The organism is Coraliomargarita algicola (assembly GCF_033878955.1).
GTDB lineage: Bacteria > Verrucomicrobiota > Verrucomicrobiia > Opitutales > Coraliomargaritaceae > Thalassobacterium > Thalassobacterium algicola.
Window position 1 is genome coordinate 4,359,461 of sequence record NZ_CP138858.1, and the last position, 20,721, is coordinate 4,380,181.

At 52.2% G+C, this 20,721-nt stretch carries 23 protein-coding genes and 1 pseudogene; 15 read left to right on the forward strand and 9 right to left on the reverse strand.

From position 1 onward, the window contains the following. Window positions 1-9: 9 nt before the first annotated feature. Genes SH580_RS17950 through SH580_RS17980 form a run of 7 tightly spaced genes read right to left on the reverse strand, consistent with a single transcriptional unit; the run spans window position 10 to window position 5,272 of the window. The gene (locus SH580_RS17950) at window positions 10-384 is read right to left on the reverse strand and encodes a DUF1294 domain-containing protein (RefSeq protein ID WP_319832198.1); all 375 of its coding nucleotides are present in this window, start codon (window positions 382-384) and stop codon (window positions 10-12) included. 4 nt (window positions 385-388) lie between these two features. After that, window positions 389-694: a tetratricopeptide repeat protein gene (locus SH580_RS17955; RefSeq protein ID WP_319832199.1), complete on the reverse strand. Its 306-nt coding sequence runs from the start codon at window positions 692-694 to the stop codon at window positions 389-391. Between the two features lie 10 nt (window positions 695-704). Beyond that, on the reverse strand, window positions 705-1,421 hold the full coding sequence (locus SH580_RS17960; protein ID WP_319832200.1) for a PP2C family protein-serine/threonine phosphatase: 717 nt from the start codon (window positions 1,419-1,421) through the stop codon (window positions 705-707). A 28-nt stretch (window positions 1,422-1,449) separates the two neighbouring features. Continuing rightward, window positions 1,450-2,154 (reverse strand): ATP-dependent DNA helicase, encoded by a 705-nt coding sequence (locus SH580_RS17965; RefSeq protein ID WP_319832201.1) that lies wholly within the window; start codon window positions 2,152-2,154, stop codon window positions 1,450-1,452. Continuing rightward, window positions 2,078-3,538: an ATP-dependent DNA helicase gene (locus tag SH580_RS17970; RefSeq protein WP_319832202.1), complete on the reverse strand. Its 1,461-nt coding sequence runs from the start codon at window positions 3,536-3,538 to the stop codon at window positions 2,078-2,080. Before SH580_RS17970 ends, SH580_RS17965 begins: the two co-directional genes overlap by 77 nt. Beyond that, window positions 3,535-3,675 carry a hypothetical protein gene (locus tag SH580_RS17975; protein ID WP_319832203.1) on the reverse strand — a complete coding sequence of 47 codons (141 nt, stop codon included), beginning with the start codon at window positions 3,673-3,675 and terminating at the stop codon, window positions 3,535-3,537. The genes SH580_RS17970 and SH580_RS17975 overlap by 4 nt, the downstream gene beginning before the upstream one ends. A 7-nt stretch (window positions 3,676-3,682) precedes the next feature. Continuing rightward, window positions 3,683-5,272: an NAD(P)/FAD-dependent oxidoreductase gene (locus tag SH580_RS17980; RefSeq protein WP_319832204.1), complete on the reverse strand. Its 1,590-nt coding sequence runs from the start codon at window positions 5,270-5,272 to the stop codon at window positions 3,683-3,685. A gap of 90 nt (window positions 5,273-5,362) precedes the next feature. Between SH580_RS17980 and SH580_RS17985 the strand changes: the two genes are divergently transcribed. From SH580_RS17985 to SH580_RS18005, 5 genes are read left to right on the forward strand one after another with little or no spacing between them, the layout of a single operon-like run. Then, window positions 5,363-5,644: an acylphosphatase gene (locus SH580_RS17985; protein WP_319832205.1), complete on the forward strand. Its 282-nt coding sequence runs from the start codon at window positions 5,363-5,365 to the stop codon at window positions 5,642-5,644. 8 nt (window positions 5,645-5,652) lie between these two features. Beyond that, window positions 5,653-6,546 (forward strand): ABC transporter ATP-binding protein, encoded by an 894-nt coding sequence (locus SH580_RS17990; protein ID WP_319832206.1) that lies wholly within the window; start codon window positions 5,653-5,655, stop codon window positions 6,544-6,546. Continuing rightward, on the forward strand, window positions 6,543-7,385 hold the full coding sequence (locus SH580_RS17995) for an ABC transporter permease (RefSeq protein ID WP_319832207.1): 843 nt from the start codon (window positions 6,543-6,545) through the stop codon (window positions 7,383-7,385). Before SH580_RS17990 ends, SH580_RS17995 begins: the two co-directional genes overlap by 4 nt. A gap of 2 nt (window positions 7,386-7,387) precedes the next feature. Beyond that, entirely contained in the window at window positions 7,388-8,263 is an 876-nt protein-coding gene (locus SH580_RS18000) for a tetratricopeptide repeat protein (RefSeq protein ID WP_319832208.1), read from the forward strand. Continuing rightward, on the forward strand, window positions 8,263-9,075 hold the full coding sequence (locus SH580_RS18005) for an inositol monophosphatase family protein (RefSeq protein ID WP_319832209.1): 813 nt from the start codon (window positions 8,263-8,265) through the stop codon (window positions 9,073-9,075). Before SH580_RS18000 ends, SH580_RS18005 begins: the two co-directional genes overlap by 1 nt. 31 nt (window positions 9,076-9,106) lie before the next feature. Here the strand turns inward: SH580_RS18005 and SH580_RS18010 are convergent, their stop codons facing one another. Beyond that, window positions 9,107-10,774 (reverse strand): putative manganese-dependent inorganic diphosphatase, encoded by a 1,668-nt coding sequence (locus SH580_RS18010; protein ID WP_319832210.1) that lies wholly within the window; start codon window positions 10,772-10,774, stop codon window positions 9,107-9,109. 128 nt (window positions 10,775-10,902) lie between these two features. Continuing rightward, a complete protein-coding gene (locus SH580_RS18015; RefSeq protein ID WP_319832211.1) occupies window positions 10,903-11,613 on the reverse strand; it encodes a prepilin-type N-terminal cleavage/methylation domain-containing protein in 711 nt (236 codons plus the stop codon). Window positions 11,614-11,855: 242 nt separating this feature from the next. On the opposite strand from SH580_RS18015, the gene nuoB reads away from it, so the two are divergent. The 10 genes and pseudogenes from nuoB to nuoK all read left to right on the forward strand — a co-directional run bounded on the left by nuoB (window position 11,856) and on the right by nuoK (window position 20,719). Continuing rightward, window positions 11,856-12,407: an NADH-quinone oxidoreductase subunit NuoB gene (nuoB, locus tag SH580_RS18020; protein WP_308949392.1), complete on the forward strand. Its 552-nt coding sequence runs from the start codon at window positions 11,856-11,858 to the stop codon at window positions 12,405-12,407. 3 nt (window positions 12,408-12,410) lie between these two features. Next, on the forward strand, window positions 12,411-13,022 hold the full coding sequence (locus SH580_RS18025; RefSeq protein WP_319832212.1) for an NADH-quinone oxidoreductase subunit C: 612 nt from the start codon (window positions 12,411-12,413) through the stop codon (window positions 13,020-13,022). A gap of 12 nt (window positions 13,023-13,034) precedes the next feature. Continuing rightward, window positions 13,035-14,276 carry an NADH dehydrogenase (quinone) subunit D gene (gene nuoD / locus SH580_RS18030; RefSeq protein ID WP_319832213.1) on the forward strand — a complete coding sequence of 414 codons (1,242 nt, stop codon included), beginning with the start codon at window positions 13,035-13,037 and terminating at the stop codon, window positions 14,274-14,276. A gap of 71 nt (window positions 14,277-14,347) precedes the next feature. Further along, window positions 14,348-14,838: pseudogene (locus SH580_RS18035) on the forward strand (NADH-quinone oxidoreductase subunit NuoE family protein). 39 nt (window positions 14,839-14,877) lie between these two features. Further along, window positions 14,878-16,242, forward strand: coding sequence for an NADH-quinone oxidoreductase subunit NuoF (gene nuoF, locus SH580_RS18040; protein WP_319832214.1), 1,365 nt, complete (start codon window positions 14,878-14,880; stop codon window positions 16,240-16,242). Between the two features lie 3 nt (window positions 16,243-16,245). Further along, window positions 16,246-18,003 (forward strand): NADH-quinone oxidoreductase subunit G, encoded by a 1,758-nt coding sequence (locus tag SH580_RS18045; protein ID WP_319832215.1) that lies wholly within the window; start codon window positions 16,246-16,248, stop codon window positions 18,001-18,003. Between the two features lie 21 nt (window positions 18,004-18,024). Next, a complete protein-coding gene (locus SH580_RS18050; protein WP_319832216.1) occupies window positions 18,025-19,170 on the forward strand; it encodes a complex I subunit 1/NuoH family protein in 1,146 nt (381 codons plus the stop codon). Between the two features lie 5 nt (window positions 19,171-19,175). Continuing rightward, entirely contained in the window at window positions 19,176-19,724 is a 549-nt protein-coding gene (locus SH580_RS18055) for a NuoI/complex I 23 kDa subunit family protein (protein ID WP_319832217.1), read from the forward strand. A 115-nt stretch (window positions 19,725-19,839) separates the two neighbouring features. After that, the gene (locus SH580_RS18060) at window positions 19,840-20,379 is read left to right on the forward strand and encodes an NADH-quinone oxidoreductase subunit J family protein (RefSeq protein ID WP_319832218.1); all 540 of its coding nucleotides are present in this window, start codon (window positions 19,840-19,842) and stop codon (window positions 20,377-20,379) included. A 34-nt stretch (window positions 20,380-20,413) separates the two neighbouring features. After that, on the forward strand, window positions 20,414-20,719 hold the full coding sequence (gene nuoK, locus SH580_RS18065) for an NADH-quinone oxidoreductase subunit NuoK (RefSeq protein WP_319832219.1): 306 nt from the start codon (window positions 20,414-20,416) through the stop codon (window positions 20,717-20,719). Window positions 20,720-20,721: the final 2 nt, after the last annotated feature.

A 20,721-nucleotide genomic window follows, 5' to 3' on the forward strand; every position in this document is an offset into this window, starting at 1 on the left:
GCATATCGCCTATACTAAGGAGATGAGCCAACGGCTTACGCGCCAATCGGTGATCCATTCCAATGCTAGGAATTGGTAAAATCCGACGATGCACCAGAAGGCGATACGGAAGCTGCGTTTGCTGGTCTTATGGCGAAAGAGTTGCTGCGCGAGATAGGCCGCTGGCCAGCCACCGAGCAGCTCGAAGCTATGTAGACTTTTTTCTGGGATGCGCCAGAGGCCTTTCTGTGCTCTGCGTTTGTCTTGCCAGTAGCTGACAAAGGTGGTCACTGAGATGAACAGCCAGTAGCCGAGGATGAATTGCCAGTCGATATTGGCGGATAGTTTATAAAGTCCCACTAAAGGGAGGATGCCGCAAACGAGTATAGGAATGTGGCGCTTCATACATTTAGAGGTCGGCCAGAATGCTGCGTAGTTCCGCAGCGGGCTCGTCGTGGTGTTGTGCAACGGCGAGCTGCAGTGCAGTTTCCAAGATCGATTTGGCTTCAAGCGGCTGATTATTTTGCAGCATTGCTTTGCCTAATAATATGCGAGGGAGCATCCAGTCATCGCGTGAATCGGCGCATTTTTTTAGGTGCGGAATGGCGTCCAGAGTGTCGCCCTCCTCGTAGAGTGCTTGCCCCAAGCTGAAGCGGAAGAGCATGTTTTCGGGCTTGGCCAGAACTTTTGGTAGGAAAATTTCTGATTTTTTCATCAATCTAAGTTTATGAAATGTGGACAACAATGACAGTAATGTTGTCGGGGCCTTCATTGTCATTGGCCATTTGGGCGAGTTGTTGACAGGCTTGCTTGGGGCTTTGTTTGCGGGCGAGCTCTTCTTTGATCGCTTCAGCGGAGAGTACTTTATTCAGCCCGTCGGTGCAGAGTAGCAGTCGGTCGCCGGGTTCGACGGTGATTCGTCTTTGATCGACTTTCAAGGCTTCGCCTTGTCCCACGCAGCGGGTGAGAGTGTGGCAATATTCGGGCGGCATGATGGCGCGAGCGGATTCGCCCTGGCGGTCGATCAATTCCTGCTCCATGGTGTGGTCGGTGGTGAGTTTTTCCAGATCTTCGCCACGGAGTAGATACGCGGCCGAGTCGCCTACATGCCCGATGAGTAGTTGATCTCCAACGATTTGGCCGATTGTCAAGGTGCTGCCGCTGCCTGTAAATGGGTGTGCCTCGAAGCCTTCTTGGGCTACGATTTGATTGATGCCTATAATCAGATCCGTCAGATCGACGCGCTCCTCTTCGGAGTCGACTCGTTTCATTGTTTGTGCGAGTAGCTGAACTATGCGCTGGCTAGTTTCAGCACCTCCTGGCAGGCCGCCCAAGCCATCGGCGACCGCATAAAACTGATGTGCGTCGTCAAGGAAGAGAGAATCTTCGTTTGCGTGGCGGACTTTGCCTTGGTCGGATATACCGTGGGAGATTACTTGCATTGAAGGTGATATGGCGAATTGAAGAATATTATGCGAATACAGAATCTCGATTTTCGCGATTGAAGCGTTGGTAGTTCTGCACGGGCAGTGCTTCTAAGAAACGCGCTCCGTATGGTTTTGTCAAAATTCGTGAGTCGAGAATCACAATATTACCTCGATCCTCGCGCCGTCGAATGAGTCGGCCGATACCTTGGCGGAATTTAACCAATGCATCGGGCACAGTCATTTCGGCGAATGGATTGCCCCCGCGCTCGCGGATGTATTCGCTGCGGGCTTCACTGACAGGGTGGCTGGGGTTTTCGAAGGGGAGTCGGGCAATGATGACTTGAGAGAGCGCGGGGCCTGGGATGTCGACCCCAGTCCAGAAGCTGTCGGTGCCAAAGAGCACGCCATTACCCACTGTTGCGAATTTCTTGGTGATCTCTGAGCGTGCCATTTGATGGCCCTGGGTGAATAGGGGGCGTTGAATTTTCTTAAAAAAGGCTTCCGTGCGCTCCCGCACTTGGCGTAAGTCGAAGTGACTGGTAAAGAGCACCAGGGTGCCGCCTTCGACGCGGCGGGCGCACCAGCAAATCATATTGGCTAAATAATCGAGGTCGAGGCGACCTTGGCCGGGCTCGGGTTGTGGGGCGTCGTTGGCGATGTAGATGTGGCAATTATCTAATATAATTGAATGGGGAATACACGATTTCGGTTTCGGCGACTTGTCCGCCGACAGTTTCTTGAAATGCATGCATGTGGTTGCCATCGGAGAGCGTGGCACTCGTCAGTACCGCTGCGGTGCCTCGTTGGAAGACATGTTTTCGCAGGTAGGGAGCCACGTCGAGGGGGGCACTGCGCAGGGTGATGATTTGACCTTTTTTACCACCGCGTTCGAGCCACTGGACATGATCCTCTTCGGCGAAGGTAATGAAGCCATTGATGGCATCGCGATAGCTGAGTATACGACGACGGTGGTCGCGCAGTTCATCCTGGGCGCGTTCATCGTCGCTCTTCTGAATGAGAGCACCGAGACGTTCGGCGACTTCTTTAAGCGGGCCGGTGAGTATATTATCGCAGAAGTCGGGTTTGTGGATGCGTTGAATTGGCTTTTTTAGTAGAAAGGTATCGCCTAGATAGCTGAAAAATTCGTGGGCGGCATCGATGGCATTGGTGACCGCGTCTTGATCCCACGCCTGGCCATGACGGCGTAGGCTGCCGCGATTGGTGCGTTGGTTATAAATGCGTTTGAGTGCGCGATCTACCGCAAAGGAGCTTACGTGGGTGCCGAAGTGGTCGGTTGCGATGGCAGGGATGCGGTGCGCTTCGTCCAGCACCACAAAGTCATCGGCCAGCAGAATGCCGCGCACATCACCCTCGGGTTGCATGCCTGCATTGATCAATGAGAAGAGTAGGCTGTGGTTGACGATGACACAGTTGGCGGAGAGGAGCTGCTTGCGGGCGCGTTGATAGAAGCAGGTGGCAGGATCGCAATTTTTGCGTGAGCAGGTAGAGCTGTCGGCGTTGACCGCATCCCAAACGTCGGGCAAGGGCGCGGGAGAGAGTTCTTGGATCACTCCATTCTTGGTGGTCGCCGACCAAGTGGCAATGCGCACGAGATCCGCCTTTTCGTCGTTCTTAAATAGTTCCGCTTGTTTGCTGGACTGAGCATCTTTGAGTGCATTTCCGAGTCGGGTGCTGCAGCAGTAGTTGCCCTTGCCTACCATCAGAGCAGTCTTAAAGGCACCATAGCGACGTAATTCGGGCACCTTGGTAAAAAGCTTGCGGCAGATCTTGAGGTCTTTTTCGCGGATTTGCTCCTGTAGGCTGATTGTGTGGCTGGAGATGATAAAGGGGCGCTCACTGTTAATGGAGTGGATGATGCCGGGCACCAGATATGCGAGACTTTTGCCAACTCCGGTGCCTGCCTCGAAGAGTAGTGGCTGGTCGGATTCGAGTGAGCTGGCGACCGAAAGAGCCATCGCGGCTTGCTCGGGACGGTGGTCCAGTTGCATCTCTGTTTGTAGATAACCACCTTGTTTAAAGATGCTTTCGATCAGGTCAACGAGGTAGCCTTTGGGTCTGTCTACATTCGGCGTATCGTTGCCACCGCCTGAATTTTCGATGAATCCGATCATGTTCCGAAGTCGTTTTGAAAAGTTGGAGTCCCGCCTTTATGCGGTTGCGTCGTGAAAGTCGTGCGCGCGCTGCCGCCTAAAGGCAGCACTCCAGCCTCTACTGCTTTTTGCGGAACGATGACAATTTGTAGTTTCATTTAGTTATCATCGAGCCGCTGCCTCTGCACAGCGAATGCCGTCGAGTGCGGCGCTCACGATGCCGCCTGCAAATCCAGCGCCTTCGCCGCAAGGGAATAGTCCGGCGATCTCCGGGTGTTGCAGGCTCTTTTCGTCACGTGGGATACGCACGGGAGAACTGGTGCGAGTCTCGAAGCCGATTAAATTGCACTCGTCTGTGATGTAGCCACGCATCTGTTTCCCGAAAATGTCCAGCCCACGGCGCATGCGGCGGGTGATCCATTCGGGGAGGATTTCGTCAATTCGGGCAGGGGTGATGCCCGGAAAATAACTGGTATCTGGCAACTGGCCGGAGTCTGTGCCTTGTAAGAAGTCGGTTACGCGTTGCCCCGGAGCGATTTGACCGCCGCCACCAAATTTTTTGGCTGCTTGTTCGAGGGCTTTTTGGAAGGCAATGCCTGCCAGGATGCCGTGTTCGGCCTGAAACGGGGCCGTGTCTTCCGGTTCGACAGTGACCACCATGCCGCTGTTGGCAAAAGGAGAGTCGCGACGTGCGAGGCTCATGCCGTTGACGACGACTTCGTCGTTTTCCGTGGCTGCCGGCACGATAAATCCGCCGGGACACATGCAGAAAGAGTGCACGCCCCGGTTGTCGATTTTAGTCGCGAGCCGATAACTGGCCGCGGGTAGTTGTTTGGAGCGTGCTTGGCCGCGGGGAGTATGATATTGTAAGCTATCGATTAGTGCTTGCGGGTGCTCTATTCGTACGCCGACTGCGAAGGGCTTTTGCTCCAGGCGAATTTTTTGTGTGTGAAGCTGGTGGTAGATGTCGCGTGCTGAGTGGCCCGTCGCGAGGATGACTTGCTCGCTTAGGAATTCGCGCCCATCGGTGGTACACACCCCTGCGATGCGTTGCGCATGAATTAGAAAAGAGTCCACCTTGGCGCCGAAATGAACTTCGCCCCCCGCGTTGCGGATCGACTCACGCATGGCCATGACGACCTTGGGTAGTAGATTCGAGCCGATGTGTGGATGGGCGTCGATTAAGATACGTTCCGGTGCGCCGTGAGCGACCAGTGTTTCGTAAATGGTGCGGACAGGGCCGCGCTTGGTCGCACGGGTGTAGAGCTTGCCATCGGAAAAGGTGCCTGCTCCACCTTCACCAAAACAGTAATTCGAGTCCTCGATGACGCGCCCCTCTTTCAGGATGGGACCTAGATCAAAACGGCGGGCTGAGGCGTCTTTGCCGCGTTCGAGAATAATGGGTTTACGGCCCAGTTCCAGGCAACGAAGTGCCGCAAATAATCCCGCTGGTCCGCAGCCGACGATGATCACATTTTTAGCATGAGGTGGTAGGCTTGGGTAGTCTGGGCGTAACTCCGGTTCCGCGGGGAGGGTGTGACCGAGGCCGACTTCCAGTCGTAGCTGTGCTTTAATCGTGCGCTGGCGGGCATCGATCGAATGTTTGCGCAGTCGTAATTCGACCACTTGGTCCAAGGATACGCCCAGTTTTGTCGCAACGGCTGCTTTTTGCGCGGCGATATCCTCGGATTGTTCAATCGGTAAAATGATATCGACGAGAGTCGGTGCTGAGGGATCTGTGGAGGCGTCTGTCATGTGTAAACCATTGTTTTTGTGTTTAAAAACCACTGAGACAAGGCTCTAATGCACTTGCAACCAGTGAGATTCTGTTAAGTTTGAGTCATTATGGATAATCATGTTTTTCAAATGAATTGCTGGTTTGAAGGCCATGTGCAGGGTGTGGGTTTTCGTTATCAGACAGTCAACGTGGCTAAAGGTTTTGAAGTGACCGGTTATGTGCGCAACCTGGTCGACGGGCGCGTGCACCTATACGCTGAAGGGGCTGAGTCGGAGGTGCGTGCCTTCCAGACTGAGGTTGAGTCGGAGTTGCAGGATTACATTCGTGCGACTGAAATTAAGACCGACAGCGGTCCTCGTGCTTGCCAAAGTTTTCGCATCGAACAATAACAGATATAATGAATACCCCCGCCATTCGCATTCAGAATTTAACCAAAGACTTCTCGGTCGGCATCCGCGGTGTGAAGCTGCGCGCTGTGGACGACCTTTGCCTCGAAGTCGGAGATAATGAAATCTTTGGGCTGCTCGGGCCCAACGGTTCGGGCAAGAGCACCACAATCAAAATTATCCTCGGCTTATTGGAGGCGTCGGCGGGAAGTTGTGAGATTTATGGAAAGCCGAGCAAACAAGTCGATGCGCGACGTAGTGTCGGTTTTTTACCTGAAGCGCCTTATTTCTATCGTTACCTGACGGGACGTGAGCTGGTGTGCTATTATGCCCGCATCTGTATGGTGCCACGAGCAAAGATTGATGATGCGGTGGATTCAGTGATAGAATTGGTCGGAATGAGTGAGGCCGCGAATCGTCGGGTCGGCACTTACTCCAAGGGCATGTTGCAGCGTATCGGTTTGGCGCAGTCACTGGTGCATGATCCCCAGCTAGTCATGTTGGATGAGCCGACGGCAGGGGTGGACCCGCTGGGGTCGGCCGCCATTGCTGAGATCGTGCGCGAGCTCAAGCGTCGCGGCAAAACAGTCTTACTTTCTTCCCACCTGCTGGCTCAAATTGAGGGTCTGTGCGACCGCGTGGCGATTCTGCACCGTGGCAAGCTGGTGCGTGAAGGGCGCGTGGATGATTTGGTCGAGGAGAAGAATGCAGAATCGCTGGTGGTGGAAGGGCTCAGTGCTGAGGGACGCGCTGCAGTCGAAGCGACGATTCAAGCCCAAGGTGGGCGCCTTGCGCGAATCGAGAAACCGCGCTTGAGTTTGGATGCCTATTTCCTGAAGGAAGTGCATCAACGCGAGAGTGAGCATGTGGCCAAACAAGAGGAAACCGGGAGTCAGAAATCATGAGTCTTTTAAATTCATTCACACGTATACGTCTGATTGCGGGCACCACTTTTCTCGAAGCGGTTCGCCAGAAGTTTTTCAATTCACTGTTGATCATTTCGATCGCACTGGTGGCTAGTTCGACCTTCTTTCAACAGTTTGATTTTGGCACGGGAGAGTTGAAGTTCATTACCGACTTCGGCTTTGGGGCGCTATTCTTTTTTGGATCGATCTTGTCGATTACTGCGACCACCCAGCTCTTTTTTAATGAAATGGAGAATCGCACTGCGCTCACAATGTTGGCGAAGCCGGTCTATAAACTGGAGTTTTTGGCTGGTAAGTTTCTAGGTGCCCACATGCTGATGCTGAGCTTTACTCTAGTGATTACACTGGTGTTGAGCGGTATCTTGTATTGGCGTGAAATGGCACTGCTCGAACGTCTGGGGGAGGATGTCATGTTGAACGGGCCACTCGTTCGCTATGGCGACGTGTTTGTATTCGGTTTCCTTCAGTGGGTGAAATTTGGAATACTCGCGGCTATTACGCTTTTTGTGGCGAGCTTTTCAAATACGAACCTCTACACCATCATAGTGTCGTTTTTTGTGTTGATCATTTGCCAACTGCAATACATCGCTCGCGATGCTTATTCCGGGATGGAAGCTGGCCTGGAGCGCTTTCTGGTGATGGGCCTGGGGCTGATTTTTCCTAACTTCCAGTTGTTTAATATCGGAGATCAATTGGTCTTCGATGTGGAGCAGGCATTGCCTCTGGCTACGGTGTTGCGGCTCGCTGTGTATGGTTTGATATATACCTTTGCTTTTATTTTGCTGGCGCAAGTTAACTTTCGTCGACGGGAGATCTAGAGATGTCTGTGTTGCAACATCCACTCATATTACGGTTTAGTCGGATCTTAACGATTCTGCTGATATTGTTGCTGCTCGGTGTATTGACGCGGCCGATCGAAGCGCCGGCGTGGAAGGTGGTGAAAGCAGGTCAGCCAGAAATGAATCTCGAAGCGATTGAAGGTGCGCTCGGGCAGGGGCTGGTCGTTGGCGTGCTGGGTGGTTTTCGTGCGATTTTGGCCGATTTCCTATGGATTCGGACTAATACCATTTGGGAGCGTCGTGACCGGGTGAAGCTCGATGCGATGGTGCGTCTGGTCACTACACTGGACCCCCGCCCAGAGTTTTTCTGGATCAATGGCAGCCGTATGATCGCTTATGATGTACCCAACTGGCGAATACGGGAAGAAGGCGGCTATGATGCGGTGCCCGAAGTTCGGCAGCAGACGATTGATTATGAGCAAGCACAACAAGCCTTTGAATTGCTGGATGAGGCGCTCGAGTTTCATCCGGATCGTGCCAAGCTCTACTTGGAAAAGGGGCAAATATATTTAAATCGTTTAAAAGATGATGCCAATGCGGCTGAGTGGTTTCTAACTGCCTCCAAGCAGGCGGATGCGCCTTACTATGCGGCACGGATCTATGCTGAATTGTTGCGTAAGCAAGGTAAGAATACGGAAGCGTATGCCTATCTCAAAGAGTTGCACCGCGAGCTTCCGAATGTGCCTTATGCGCAAAAAGGAATTATTCTAGAGCGTATTCGTGAACTTGAGGATGCGTTGAAAGTTCCCTTTTGGGAGCGTTTTCAACCCGCAGTAGAGCCCATGTTGGAGGCTCCTAGAAGTGCTCCCGCATTTGATGTTCCGGAGCCGCATGATCATGCGGGGCATACGCATTGATGAATCGGCAAGCTAAAGCTCAACTTGATAGTCAGTTACGCCATCGTATCAATGCGGCGCGTGTCGCTGTGCGTGATCAAATTGCTTTTTTTGGACGGCAGTTCGGCGATGTCGCCTCAGAGTGGAAAGAAGACGATACGCGTGTAACTTTTGCAGATTTTGCGATTTCAGAAAAACTCTTTGCGGAACTGCGGCGCGATTTTCCAGAAGATGATTATTGCAGCGAGGAAGCCAGTCCACTGGACGAGGTGCTGGAGCTCGAAGCCCGCTTTGCTTGGGTGGTGGATCCGATTGACGGAACTAATAATTATGCCCTAGGCTGCACCTTTTGTGCGATATCGCTTGCACTGCTGTTGGATGGAGAGCCGATCTATGGCTTTATTTACGATCACAGCACCAAGGATCTGCTGGAGGGTGGGCCAGGGCGTGGCTTCATGCGGAACCAAAAGAAAGTAGATCGTAATAAGGCAGTCGCTGATGCGCAGACGATGATCGGATTGCACTTTCCGATGCCGGTTGAGGAGCTCGAAGTGTTGGCCCCCTTATTGGCAAAGTATCGTGTGCGTTGTATCGGCAGTGGGGCATTAACCGCGGCTTATGTGGCGACCGGATACTTGACGGGTGTGATTGATTCCCGTGTTAAAGTGTGGGACATCGCGGCCGCATATGCGCTCTGCCGGGCTGCAGGTCTTCAGTGGATCTTTACGGAGAGCTCGCCATTTCCTCTTCGGCGCTTTCATCCGAAGATGGACTTTTCGCCGTATTACGCCGGGGCGGATTCGTTTGTGGAGGAGCTTGCCGCGTTGTCGTAGACGAGGCGAGGGGGCGGCAATTGTGCTACGCTTAGACCACGCCCATTGTTTTGAGTAGTGATGAAATGTAGGGGATTAATTGCTTCTTGCGGCTGACGATTCCGGAGAGTTCGTAGATGTTGCTTTGGCCGCGCTGTGGATAGTTGATGGAGGCTTTTAGCTCATCATTACCGGCGACGACCAGTAGTGAGTCCTGAGAGTTGATGTCGGTGACTAGCAGGAAGCTGAAGTAGAGCTCTTCTTTTGCTCGGTAGGCCTCAAGTGCTTCGTCCAGGGCATCTTCATTTTTCCAGAAATTGTCGAAGCCCAATTCTTCAATCTGAGATACTGAGAAACGTAGTTCGCCCTCGTTGTAGATCTTGCAGTCGGAGCTGATGACTTCTGCTGGCTTACTGTTGATCACGACGGAGCCAGCGGTGAATATGAGATCGGCCAGTGCCTTGGGCTCGATACCAGCTATTGGAGATAGCCAGTCCAGTAGTTCCCCTTCCAATGGCGTGGTGGTGGGGCTATTCAGGAGTAAGGTGTCGGAGATGATGCCAGCCATCAATACGCCTGCAATGTTGGGAGCGGGCGTGAGTGATTGCGCGCGAAACATGTCGGCTACAATGGAGCAGGTGGAGCCGACCGGGCGATTGATAAACAATATTGGTTGTTCTGTTGGGATGTTTCCGAGGCGGTGGTGGTCTAAAATTTCGGTGATTTGCACTTCGCCGGCTCCATTGACGGCCTGGCCCAATTCGTTGTGGTCGACCAGGGCGATCTTGGTGTGGCTGGGGCGCAAAATGTCGCTCTTGGAGAACACACCGATGAGTTGCTTAGTGTCGTTGACGACCAGATAGAGCGGGTCGTTATTGTTGGCGATACGACGCTTTACGGAGGAAATGCGATCTTCCGCGCTGAAGCAGCATACCTCGGGATCGATGAGTCCATCGATGTGGGTGGCGGTGCGAATGATCCATGAAGTGGTTGCCGAGTCGTAGGGGCTGACGATGAGAGAGACGTTGCGCTCTTTGGCGCGGGCGACGACATCTTCGTCCACTTCCAGCGCGCCGGTAATGACGAGTAGGCGCACGCCGAGTTGTAGGCAGCGTTCCTGAATGTCCCAGCGATCACCTACAATGATGATGCTGCGGTCGGAGGGGAGGCCGTGTTCTTTATGGTGGCTGCCGAAGGAGCGGATGTCCATGGCGCCGATGCGGACGAAAAGCTCCTCCAGTTCATCCTGATGGCTGGCGTGCAGCACCTTGGCATTTAGCGAATCTATGATGGACTGTACGCTGGTATGCACACGGCGCATCGCGCGTGGTTCGCGTGGTTTGGGGATGAAAAATTCGCCTAATTGGAAAATGGAGACGAAGCCTTCGATCTGGCCATTGTCGTCGACGACGGGGAGTGCGCGCACATCGTACTTGTCGATCAGTTCCAGTGCTTCAGCGCAGGTGCTCTGCCGGGTCACTGTGCGGGCCTTCGTTTGCATGATATTGCCGACGCGGGGCGTGACATCACCGATGAAGCGCGGAAGGGGCGTCTGAAAGCGCTCCAAGATCGCATCGATGCGGGCATTGGAGTTGCCGCAACGGGCCGCTACATATTCGGTCTGGCCGATCGCATGCTTGTAAGCTTCGTAAGCGAGAGCCGAGCAGATGGCGTCAGCGTCTGGGTTTTTGTGTCCAAAGATATAGATAGGATCGGTCATAGTCGGCGATGATTAAACTGCTCTCTTCGATTTCAACAACGTCAAAGTCACTGATCCATGTAAAGAAAAACCCCCAACCTCTGAGGAGGTTGGGGGGTTGTTCGAACAAATGTCTAAATTAAGATCAATTACTTAGGCTCAACTACGTATTGAGCTCCGCCGAGTGCGGCTTCAACTGTCTTCGCTGCTGAGCCTGGGCTACTTGCTTTGGGGCCTTGGATTAGGAGGCCAGTTGTGCCATCTGCTGGGTCGAGTAATGAATCGTAAAATGTAACGTGGCCATCGGCGAAGGCGATGTGGCCGCCGTCACCTGCCCAAGGGGAGGTCGTTGCCCATTCACCTGTTGTGCCTAGTCCTTTTGTCCAGATTAGGGGAGTTACAGATGATTGGGCGTTTGTGGAGATATCAACAGCCATTTCGTAGCTGATAAATGCTGAAGCAGAAGTCCAGTCCGCTACGGCTGCATCACTGCCATCAAGGATGACCGATGGGATAGTGATTGCTGCTACGTCGTCCGCTGAGCTGATGAAGTAGAGTGGTGCATCATTAAGATCTGCATATTTAGCTAGAACTTCGGCCCAGTCGCTACTGTCAGCTGCAGAGTAAGCGCTCGCAGTGTTTGCAGAGATCACGCGTGTGCGGCTGCTGCCGGATGCAAATGTGCTGTAGGCGAGTGCCACTTGACGTAAGTTGCTCGAAGAAGTCACCATCGAGGCCTTCTTTTTAACTGCGCCAACAGTCGGTATGAGGATCGCGGCAAGAATGCCGATAATCGCGATAACAGTAAGTAGCTCAATCAGGGTGAAACCTGAACGGGGGGTGGATTTAGTTTTCATCATTATAAACTGTTGTTTGGTGTATGTTGTAGTTCTTTGGTTGGGGTAGGCGCACGTTAAAGTGTGCGCCACTAATTTATAAAATTCTAAAGTAGGAAGCTTATTTTGCCAAGTCCAATCATTTTTAACAGATAATTTGTTCCTCGTTCCTGTTATAAATTCAAATTGTTGCTTGCATGGACTTGGGGGCAAACTAAGTTGCCTGAGCTTTGAGGGCGAGTCGGAATCGAGCTCCTAAGATCAACATGCAAAACACAAACGTAGCCTACGATAGCAAAGTGGAGGGTGAAGTCATTGTCACTCAAGCGGATGCTGTGATTAATTGGATTCGGAAGCATTCGGTGTGGCCGATGCCGATGGGACTCGCCTGTTGTGCGATCGAGTTGATGGCGGCTGGTGGTTCGCGTTTTGATATTTCTCGTTTCGGCATGGAAGTGATGCGTTTTTCACCTCGTCAGGCGGATTGCATGATTGTGGCGGGCACTGTGACGTATAAAATGGCGGAAGTCGTGCGTCGCATTTACGAACAAATGGCAGAGCCAAAATGGGTGGTCGCGATGGGGGCTTGTGCCAGCACGGGCGGCATGTATCGCTCTTATGCAACTTTACAGGGGGTGGATCGAATCGTCCCCGTCGATGTCTATATCAGTGGTTGTCCCCCGCGTCCGGAGGCACTTCTGGATGCGATGATTAAATTGCAGGACAAGATTGGCCGGGAGCGTTCGGTCAAAAACTTGACCGCCCGAAATGCCAAGCCCGCCGAAGCGGAATTGGCAGGAGCCGGAAAGGAAAGCTAAACCATGGCCAAGAGCGAATTTGCTCAATTGAAGGAGCGTTTTGAATATTTAACAGAGCGCGAATCTGCGGATCATTTGGCGGTGAATTGCCCGGCAGATCAGCTACTCGAGCTCTGCACCGCATTGCGGGACGAGTTGGGCTATGATCTGTTGCTGGATGTAACTGCGGTGGATTGGGATGCGCAAAGCCCCCGTTTCACCGGAATCTATCATCTGCTATCAACGACAAAGCATGCCTATCTGCGCATCGCGGTCGACTGCGCGGATGATATTCAGCCAAGTTTGCCATCGCTTTGCGGTTTATACGCAGCTGCAAATTGGCATGAACGTGAGACATATGATTTGATGGGGATCCACTACGAGGGACATCCCGATTTGCGACGTATTTTGATGTGGGATGAGTATCCCTATCACCCCTTGCGCAAAGATTTCCCATTGGCTGGTATTGAAACACCGTTTCCTGCCGAGGATGTGGCAGAGGCGACTCACGCAAGGGTGTTGCCTGCGCCGATGGCGGGCGGGCCTTTTGTTTCTTCGGGAGATGGGCCAATGAGCCAGACGGAGCCACGCGCTCGTGATGAGAGCTGGAGTGAGCAAAAGGAGAAACCCGTATAGTAATCTATAGACATGGCTACGACCACAAAAGAAATTTCGATCGGCGATCTCGGTGCCCGCAGCAGTGAGGCAGAACCTACGCTGCAAGGGGAGACCATGGCGTTGAATGTCGGTCCCTCGCACCCGACCACGCACGGCGTGCTACGCTTGAAGATGGAGCTCGACGGCGACATCGTTAAGAGTTGCGATCCGGTGCTCGGCTACTTGCACCGTGGTGACGAGAAGATCGCTGAGAACATGACTTATAATCAGTTTGTGCCTTATACAGACCGATTGGATTATCTCGCACCTTTGGCCAATAACGTGGCTTACGCGATGGCCGTTGAAAAACTGGCGGCACTGGAAGTGCCGGACCGTTGCCAAGCGATTCGCGTGCTTTGTTGCGAGCTCGCGCGTGTGTCTTCGCACTTGTTGGGCATTGGCGTATACGGGATGGATGCCGGTGCATGGACGGTGTTTATGTATACTTTTACCGAGCGTGAAAAATTATACACACTGTTCGAAGAATTGACCGGTGCACGTTTCACCACCAGTTACACTCGGATTGGTGGGGTCGCGCGTGATATTCCCGATGGTTGGTTAGGGCGTGTGCTGGAGTTTTGTAAGGGCGTCCTACCAGTATTGGATCAAGTGGATAAATTGCTCACGCGTAATCGTATCTTCATGGATCGTACGGTCGGTGTGGGGGTGATTTCTAAGGAAGATGCCATCTCCTATGGACTGACCGGGCCGAACTTACGGGCCTGTGGTGTCGACCTCGACTTGCGCAAAGATAAGCCTTACCTCGGTTACGATCAATTTGATTTTGAAGTGCCCGTTGGCACCACCGGGGATTGTTATGATCGCTACATGATGCGCGCTGAGGAGGTGCGCCAAAGTGTAAGCATTATACGGCAATGTATCGATCAGTTTCCTGAAGGCAGTTATTATGCAGAGGAGGCGAAGAAGATTTTTGCACCACAAAAAGCTAAGGTGCTCACCAGCATGGAAGAGCTGATCCAGAATTTCATGATTGTGACCGAGGGGCCACAGATCCCTGCTGGTGAGGTTTACTTTGAGGCGGAAAACCCTAAGGGTGCTTTGGGCTTCTTTATCGTTTCCAAGGGGGGCGGGGTGCCTTACCGTCTGAAGATCCGAGGTCCATCTTTTTGCAGCCTGAGTATTCTGGAGAAGTTGATCCCCGGCCACTACATGACCGATATCACTGTGATTCTCGGTTCGTTGGACTTCGTGATGGGGGAATGTGACAGATAGAATTAGGAATTAGGAATTAGGAGTTGGGAATTTAGAATTAAGAAAAATTGGCTCTGATCACTATTTAGGAAATGAATTTAAAACCAGAAACTATCGAAAAGATCGACAAGCTTGTGCCACGCTACCCGACGGTGCGTAGTGCGGCGCTGCCTCTATGCCATTTGGTGCAAGAGGATCAGGGCTACCTTTCGCAGGAGGCGATGGAGTGGATCGCCGAGCGTCTGGGATTGCAGCCGATTAATATTATCGAGATTGTTACCTTTTATCCGATGCTACGCACGGAGCCCACGGGCGAGTATCATGTGCGGTCTGCCGTACGCTGCCTTGTGCGCTTGCGGGCGCATATCAAACCTGTAAGAGCTTTGAAAAGGAGTTTGGCTGCAAGGTCGGCCATACCAGTGAAGACGGTAAAGTGACGCTCGAATTCGTAGAATGCCACGCTGATTGTGGTAAGGGGCCAGTGGTGATGGTCGGAGAAGATGAATACACGGATATCGATCCGGAAAAAGCCGCTGAAATGGCCACTAAAATGAAAAACGGCGAGTTCCCCACCGGTCTTTAGCCATTTCTTATTTCTAATTTCTTAATTTTTATTTCCCAAATGGCACCACAAGAAACCAGATTAATTTTCAAACATATCGACGAAGAAGGGTATACCAACGACATCGATTGTTATGTGAAAAACGGCGGCTACGAGCAGCTTAAGAAGGCTGTGACGATGAAGCCGGAAGACATCTGCGCGGAGGTGCTCACTTCTGGTGTCCGTGGTCGTGGCGGTGCCGGATTCCCCGCGGGTATGAAGTGGAAGTTTCTCGACCGCAAGTCGGGCAAGCCCATCTACCTCGTCTGTAATGCCGACGAATCGGAGCCGGGCACTTTTAAAGACCGTCAAATCATTCATCAGGACCCACACCAGCTGATCGAAGGCATGATGTGTGCCGCTTTTGCGATTCAGGCGAAGCTGGCATTCATCTATATTCGAGGTGAGTTTTTCCAAGGCTATAAGATCCTCGAACGCGCAATCGAAGAAGCGCGCGAGAAAAATTTCCTGGGCGATAACATTTTGGGCTCGGGGTATTCCTGCGATATCATTGTGCACCGTGGAGCTGGGGCTTACATTTGCGGCGAAGAAACTGGATTGATTGAGTCTTTAGAAGGCTTTCGTGCCAATCCGCGCATTAAACCACCATACTTTCCTGCGGCACTGGGTGCCTATCAGTGCCCGACCATTGTAAATAATGTGGAAACTCTTTGTGACGTGAAGCACATCATCGAGATGGGCGGCGAAGGCTTTGCGAAGATCGGCACACCTGGTAATACCGGCACCCGTATCTGGTGTGTTTCCGGTCATGTGCAAAAGCCGGGCTACTATGAATTTGCCTGCTCGGATGTGACGCTGGGGCAACTTATTTACGACGTGTGCGGTGGCCTCAAGCCCGGACGTAAGCTCAAGGCAGTGATCCCCGGAGGTTCGTCGGCTAAGATTCTGCGGGCAGATGAGCGCTTTACCGGTAAGCTCAAAGACGGCACCGAGTTTGATTGGGGCATTGAAGATATCCCGATGGATTTCGATAGCTTGGCTGCAGTCGGCTCGATGTCGGGTTCCGGTGGCGTCATCGTGATGGACGACACCACTGATATGGTGGAAGCGCTGGCCAATATTAATTATTTCTACGCCCACGAAAGCTGCGGCCAGTGCACGCCGTGTCGCGAAGGGGTGCCTTGGATGCGTAAAGTCACGCAGCGTATGGTCGACGGCGAAGCTCGCGAGGAGGATGCCGATCTACTCAAATCCATCGCCGATCAGATTGCCGGTCGCACGATTTGTGCCTTTGGTGAGGCGGCCTCGTGGCCGGTGCAAAGTTTTATCGCCAAGTTTAAGGACGAATTCGTCGAGAAAGCTAAAGAGCAAGCCGCCCGTCGTAAAGAGGGTAAGGAAGTCGCGAAGGAGACTACTTTAATTTAGACCATGAACATTCAGAGCATCGTCGAAAACATCACCATCAATATTGATGGTCAGGATGTCGAAGTACCTAAAGGTATTAACATCATTGAGGCCGTGAAGATGGTCGGCAAGGGTAAGGAAGTGCCGCACTATTGCTACCATCCGAAACTCTCCGTTGCAGGTAACTGCCGTATGTGCATGGTCGAAATGGGCATGCCGATGCGTGATCGCGCCACAGGCGAGGCGATTCTGGATGAGAATGGAGTGCAAAAGATCGGGTGGATGCCTAAGCCCACCATCGGCTGTGCGACCAATGCTTCGCCGGGCATGCATATCCGCACGAATTCTGAGATGGTGAAGGAGTCGCGCAATGGAGTGACGGAATTCTTATTGATTAATCACCCCTTGGATTGCCCGATTTGCGACCAAGCAGGTGAGTGCCGCTTACAGGAATTTTCCGCTGAGCATGGCCGTGGATATAGCCGCTTTATTGAAAAGAAGAATGTGAAGCCCAAGCGCACGACGCTGGGCCCGCGGGTCACGCTTGATGACGAACGTTGTATCCTTTGTTCACGTTGCATTCGCTTCAGTAAAGAAGTGGCCGGCGACGATGTGCTCGGCTTTGTCGATCGTGGCACTTACTCGACGCTGACATGCTTCCCCGGCAAAGAGCTTTCCCATAATTACTCGCTCAACACGGTGGATATTTGCCCTGTGGGTGCACTCACTAGCACGGACTTCCGCTTTAAGATGCGGGTTTGGTTCCTGAAACGCACGCACAGTATCTGCACCGAAAGCAGCGTGGGCGCTAACACGGAGATCTGGAGCCGGGAAGGTAAAATTTATCGTATCACTCCACGCCGCAATGACGCCGTGAACGATACATGGATGACTGATTCCGGCCGTACGCTGTATAAAGCCATCGAGTCGGATGATCGGTTGACGCAATATACTATAGAGGGCGTTCACAAAACGGTCGATGAAGTGGCCGCGGCAGCTGTCGACTTGCTGGGATCCGGCGATGTGGCGCTTGTGGCGTCCGCGCATAGCTCAGTCGAAGAGCAATTTTTCTACAAATTGATTGCCGAACGCAGCGCTGCTCAGGTTTCCATGGTCAGCCATTATGGTGAAGGGGATGGCTTGTTGTTGTCTGAAGATCGCACTCCCAATCTGCGCGGGGCATTAGTGACGGGTTTGATCGATCAACTGCCCGAGGCAGATGCCCAGCTGGAAGCACTCGCCCGCGATATCAACTCTGGTGCGGTGAAGACGATTTTGGCCGTGAACGAAGATCTGACTGAGTTGGGCATCGCTAAGGACGTCCTTGCCAAGGTAAAAGTCATCTATGTTGGTACTCATGCGAATCCTACCAGTGAGGTGGCTAACGTCGTAATACCATCGCTCATGGTTTTTGAGAAGGACGGCTCATTTATCAATCAGAGCTTCCGCATCCAGCGTTTTAGAACTGCCGTGCCCGGGCCGCGTGGTGTGCAGCCCGACTTTGCGGTGCTTGAAAAAATCGCCGCACCGCTTGCGAAAGAAAAAGCCGCAGCGATCACTCTCGACACCGTTTGGGAACGGATGGCTTCCCAGCTGGCACCACTCGACGATAGCTTACGTTGGCGCACGCTTCCCGACGACGGTGTCGCCCTGGATGCCAGCGCCTTCCTCGATCTCAGTTTCGTTGAAACTAAAAATCTCAAATACGATCCCGTCGCGTTTAAGGAAGCGCACGCTACAGCTGCCGCAGGACCCTCTGCTACGGCACAGGAGGAGGCCTAGATAATTGAACAAGTTTCTGATATGGAATTTTTAGACGCATCTCTGCCCTACATCATGCCGATTGTATATGCAATCCTCATGATCTCTGTCTTCATGGGACTTTGTAGCTACTCAGTGCTTGCTGAGCGCAAGGTGTCCAGCTGGATTCAAGGCCGTGTGGGGCCCAATCGCACACGTCTACCGTTGATTGGTCATCTCCCTATTGTGGGGAATCTGATGACAGGATTAGGGCTGTTCCAACCTGTTGCTGACGGACTCAAGTTTCTTTTTAAAGAGGAAATCGTCCCCGGACATGTAAACAAGGGCTACTATTACCTCGCGCCGGTCGTCGCATTGGCACCCGCGTTGACGACGATGGTGGTTTTGCCATTTGGCCGTTATGTCGATGCCGAGGGCATTATTCAGCCATTGGTCTTGGCCAATGTCGACCTCGGCATGTTGATCATTCTCGGGATTTCTTCACTCGGTGTCTATGGCGTCGTGTTGGCGGGTTGGTCTTCCAATAGTAAATATCCGTTTCTGGGGGGCGTGCGTGCTTCTGCGCAAATGATCTCTTACGAGCTCGCCATGGGCTTGGCGCTCTTGCCAGTCTTTATGTGGTCGGCTTCGCCAGGTTATTACAATGAAGCGGGCATCTTTGTTGAGGGGAGCCGCTATGGAATGAGCCTCTTTGGTGTGGTGCAATCACAGCAGGCTGCTTGGACGATTCTTTGGCAGCCACTCTCCGCGCTACTGTTCCTAGTCGCGCTCTTCGCTGAAACCAATCGTTTGCCTTTCGATATGGCCGAGTCCGAAACCGACTTAGTCGGGGGCTTCCATACGGAGTATGGTTGTTTTAAGTTCGGCCTCTTCTTTGTGGCAGAGTATGCTCACATTATTATGGGCTCAGGGATTTTTGTTCTGCTCTTCCTCGGAGGCTGGAATTTCCTTCCGTGGATGGCGGATCCGTGGGGCACTGGCATACTCGGTAGTGTGCTCTCTGTCGCTTGGTTCATGGCCAAAGTCTTTTTCATGATCTTCTTCTTTATTTGGATGCGTTGGACTTTGCCGCGCTTCCGTTACGACCAAGTGATGTCGCTTGGTTGGAAGGTCCTGCTTCCACTCGCCGTTGCTAATTTGGTCTTCAACACCATTATCATCGCCCTTTACGACACACTCACCCGCTAAATCTAATGGCTAAGACAAAAGTTCTAGAACGAAAGCCGCTGTCCTTTGCGGAGAAAACCTTCTTGCCGCAGATTGTGACGGGCTTGAAGACTACCTTCAGCAGTATGCTGCAAAAGGGCGTGACGCTGCAATATCCTGAGGAGCGGCCAACCATCCCAGATAATTATCGGGGCGTGCCCACTTTGGTCAAGGACCCCAATGGGCGCGAGAAATGCGTGTCCTGCCAATTGTGTGAGTTTGTGTGCCCCCCTAAGGCGATTCGAATTACACCCGGCGCGATCGATGCAGAAGCCGAGCCTGAGCGTGCGCACGTGGAGAAGGCTCCGCAGGAGTTTGATATCAACATGCTGCGGTGTATTTATTGCGGCCTGTGCCAGGAGGTTTGCCCCGAAGAGGCGATTTTTCTACAGGATATTTTCTCACTTTCCGGTTATTCTCGTGAGGAGATGATCAACAACAAGCAAAAGCTCTATGAACTCGGTGGTACCTTGCCTGATAAGCATTTTAAGTGGGACAAGAAGAAAGCCGCCGAAGCCACTGGTAACGCACATTAAATATCCATTTTTAAAATAAGATTTAAGATTTAAGAAATGGTTCAGCTAACACATGCGACGGCATCTTTAATTTATATCATTTCTTATTTCTGCTCTCTAAATTCTTAATTCTCTAATGATAGACCTACTTTTTTACATTTTTGCAGCAATCACGCTGATTTCGGCATTGCTGATGGTCGTGAGTCCGAATGCGGTGAATAGTGCCATGTGTATGATCGTCTCCTTTGTCGCTACGGCGGGGATGTTTGTGCTGTTGGAAGCTTACTTCCTGGCTGTGATTCAGATTCTGGTCTACGCAGGCGCGGTTATGGTGCTGTTCCTCTTTATCATCATGCTGCTGGATGTTGATAAAGAGACGAATCAGATCCTGAAAGATAAGCTCACTCTAGGAGCATCTATCATCGGCTTTGCACTTTTGGTGGTTATGATTTGTTCTGCATTTTGTGGCAACCAACATCTGCCGGAAACAACCTTGCTACCTGTTTTAGAGAATCCGACAGGTGAGGGCATCGGTATACCTTTCACCACCTCCGCCAAGTCCTTTGGTTACAGCTTGTTCACTAAATACATGCTGCCCTTCCAGGTCACCGGCTTCTTACTGTTGTCCGCCATGATCGGCGTCATCGTTGTCTCGAAGAAACACAAGGAGAATTAGGAGTTATTTCTTCTTTTATAAATTTTATTCTAAAATGACTGTTGGTATAAACGCTTTTATATTGGTTGCCGGATTGCTTTTCGCAATCGGTTTACTCGGAGTGATTCTTCGCAAGAATACGCTGATTATCTACATGTCGCTGGAGCTAATGCTCAATGCAGTGAACCTCGCTCTAGTCGCGTTTTCCCGCTACAACGGCACGATGGATGGTAACCTTTTCGTCTTTTTTATTATCACGGTGGCGGCTGCTGAAGTCGCTATTGGCCTTGCCATTATCGTTGCGCTCTTCCGTCTGCGCCAAACGGTGATGGTCGATCAACTCACCTCCTTGAGTCGCTAGAA

Bases quoted from the DNA above. Each gene is read 5' to 3' on its own strand.
- SH580_RS17950 (WP_319832198.1), bottom strand. From the start codon at position 384: ATGAAGCGCCACATTCCTATACTCGTTTGCGGCATCCTCCCTTTAGTG.
- SH580_RS17955 (WP_319832199.1), bottom strand. From the start codon at position 694: ATGAAAAAATCAGAAATTTTCCTACCAAAAGTTCTGGCCAAGCCCGAA.
- SH580_RS17960 (WP_319832200.1), bottom strand. From the start codon at position 1,421: ATGCAAGTAATCTCCCACGGTATATCCGACCAAGGCAAAGTCCGCCAC.
- SH580_RS17965 (WP_319832201.1), bottom strand. From the start codon at position 2,154: ATGCATTTCAAGAAACTGTCGGCGGACAAGTCGCCGAAACCGAAATCG.
- SH580_RS17970 (WP_319832202.1), bottom strand. From the start codon at position 3,538: ATGATCGGATTCATCGAAAATTCAGGCGGTGGCAACGATACGCCGAAT.
- SH580_RS17975 (WP_319832203.1), bottom strand. From the start codon at position 3,675: ATGAAACTACAAATTGTCATCGTTCCGCAAAAAGCAGTAGAGGCTGGA.
- SH580_RS17980 (WP_319832204.1), bottom strand. From the start codon at position 5,272: ATGACAGACGCCTCCACAGATCCCTCAGCACCGACTCTCGTCGATATC.
- SH580_RS17985 (WP_319832205.1), top strand. From the start codon at position 5,363: ATGGATAATCATGTTTTTCAAATGAATTGCTGGTTTGAAGGCCATGTG.
- SH580_RS17990 (WP_319832206.1), top strand. From the start codon at position 5,653: ATGAATACCCCCGCCATTCGCATTCAGAATTTAACCAAAGACTTCTCG.
- SH580_RS17995 (WP_319832207.1), top strand. From the start codon at position 6,543: ATGAGTCTTTTAAATTCATTCACACGTATACGTCTGATTGCGGGCACC.
- SH580_RS18000 (WP_319832208.1), top strand. From the start codon at position 7,388: ATGTCTGTGTTGCAACATCCACTCATATTACGGTTTAGTCGGATCTTA.
- SH580_RS18005 (WP_319832209.1), top strand. From the start codon at position 8,263: ATGAATCGGCAAGCTAAAGCTCAACTTGATAGTCAGTTACGCCATCGT.
- SH580_RS18010 (WP_319832210.1), bottom strand. From the start codon at position 10,774: ATGACCGATCCTATCTATATCTTTGGACACAAAAACCCAGACGCTGAC.
- SH580_RS18015 (WP_319832211.1), bottom strand. From the start codon at position 11,613: ATGATGAAAACTAAATCCACCCCCCGTTCAGGTTTCACCCTGATTGAG.
- nuoB (WP_308949392.1), top strand. From the start codon at position 11,856: ATGCAAAACACAAACGTAGCCTACGATAGCAAAGTGGAGGGTGAAGTC.
- SH580_RS18025 (WP_319832212.1), top strand. From the start codon at position 12,411: ATGGCCAAGAGCGAATTTGCTCAATTGAAGGAGCGTTTTGAATATTTA.
- nuoD (WP_319832213.1), top strand. From the start codon at position 13,035: ATGGCTACGACCACAAAAGAAATTTCGATCGGCGATCTCGGTGCCCGC.
- nuoF (WP_319832214.1), top strand. From the start codon at position 14,878: ATGGCACCACAAGAAACCAGATTAATTTTCAAACATATCGACGAAGAA.
- SH580_RS18045 (WP_319832215.1), top strand. From the start codon at position 16,246: ATGAACATTCAGAGCATCGTCGAAAACATCACCATCAATATTGATGGT.
- SH580_RS18050 (WP_319832216.1), top strand. From the start codon at position 18,025: ATGGAATTTTTAGACGCATCTCTGCCCTACATCATGCCGATTGTATAT.
- SH580_RS18055 (WP_319832217.1), top strand. From the start codon at position 19,176: ATGGCTAAGACAAAAGTTCTAGAACGAAAGCCGCTGTCCTTTGCGGAG.
- SH580_RS18060 (WP_319832218.1), top strand. From the start codon at position 19,840: ATGATAGACCTACTTTTTTACATTTTTGCAGCAATCACGCTGATTTCG.
- nuoK (WP_319832219.1), top strand. From the start codon at position 20,414: ATGACTGTTGGTATAAACGCTTTTATATTGGTTGCCGGATTGCTTTTC.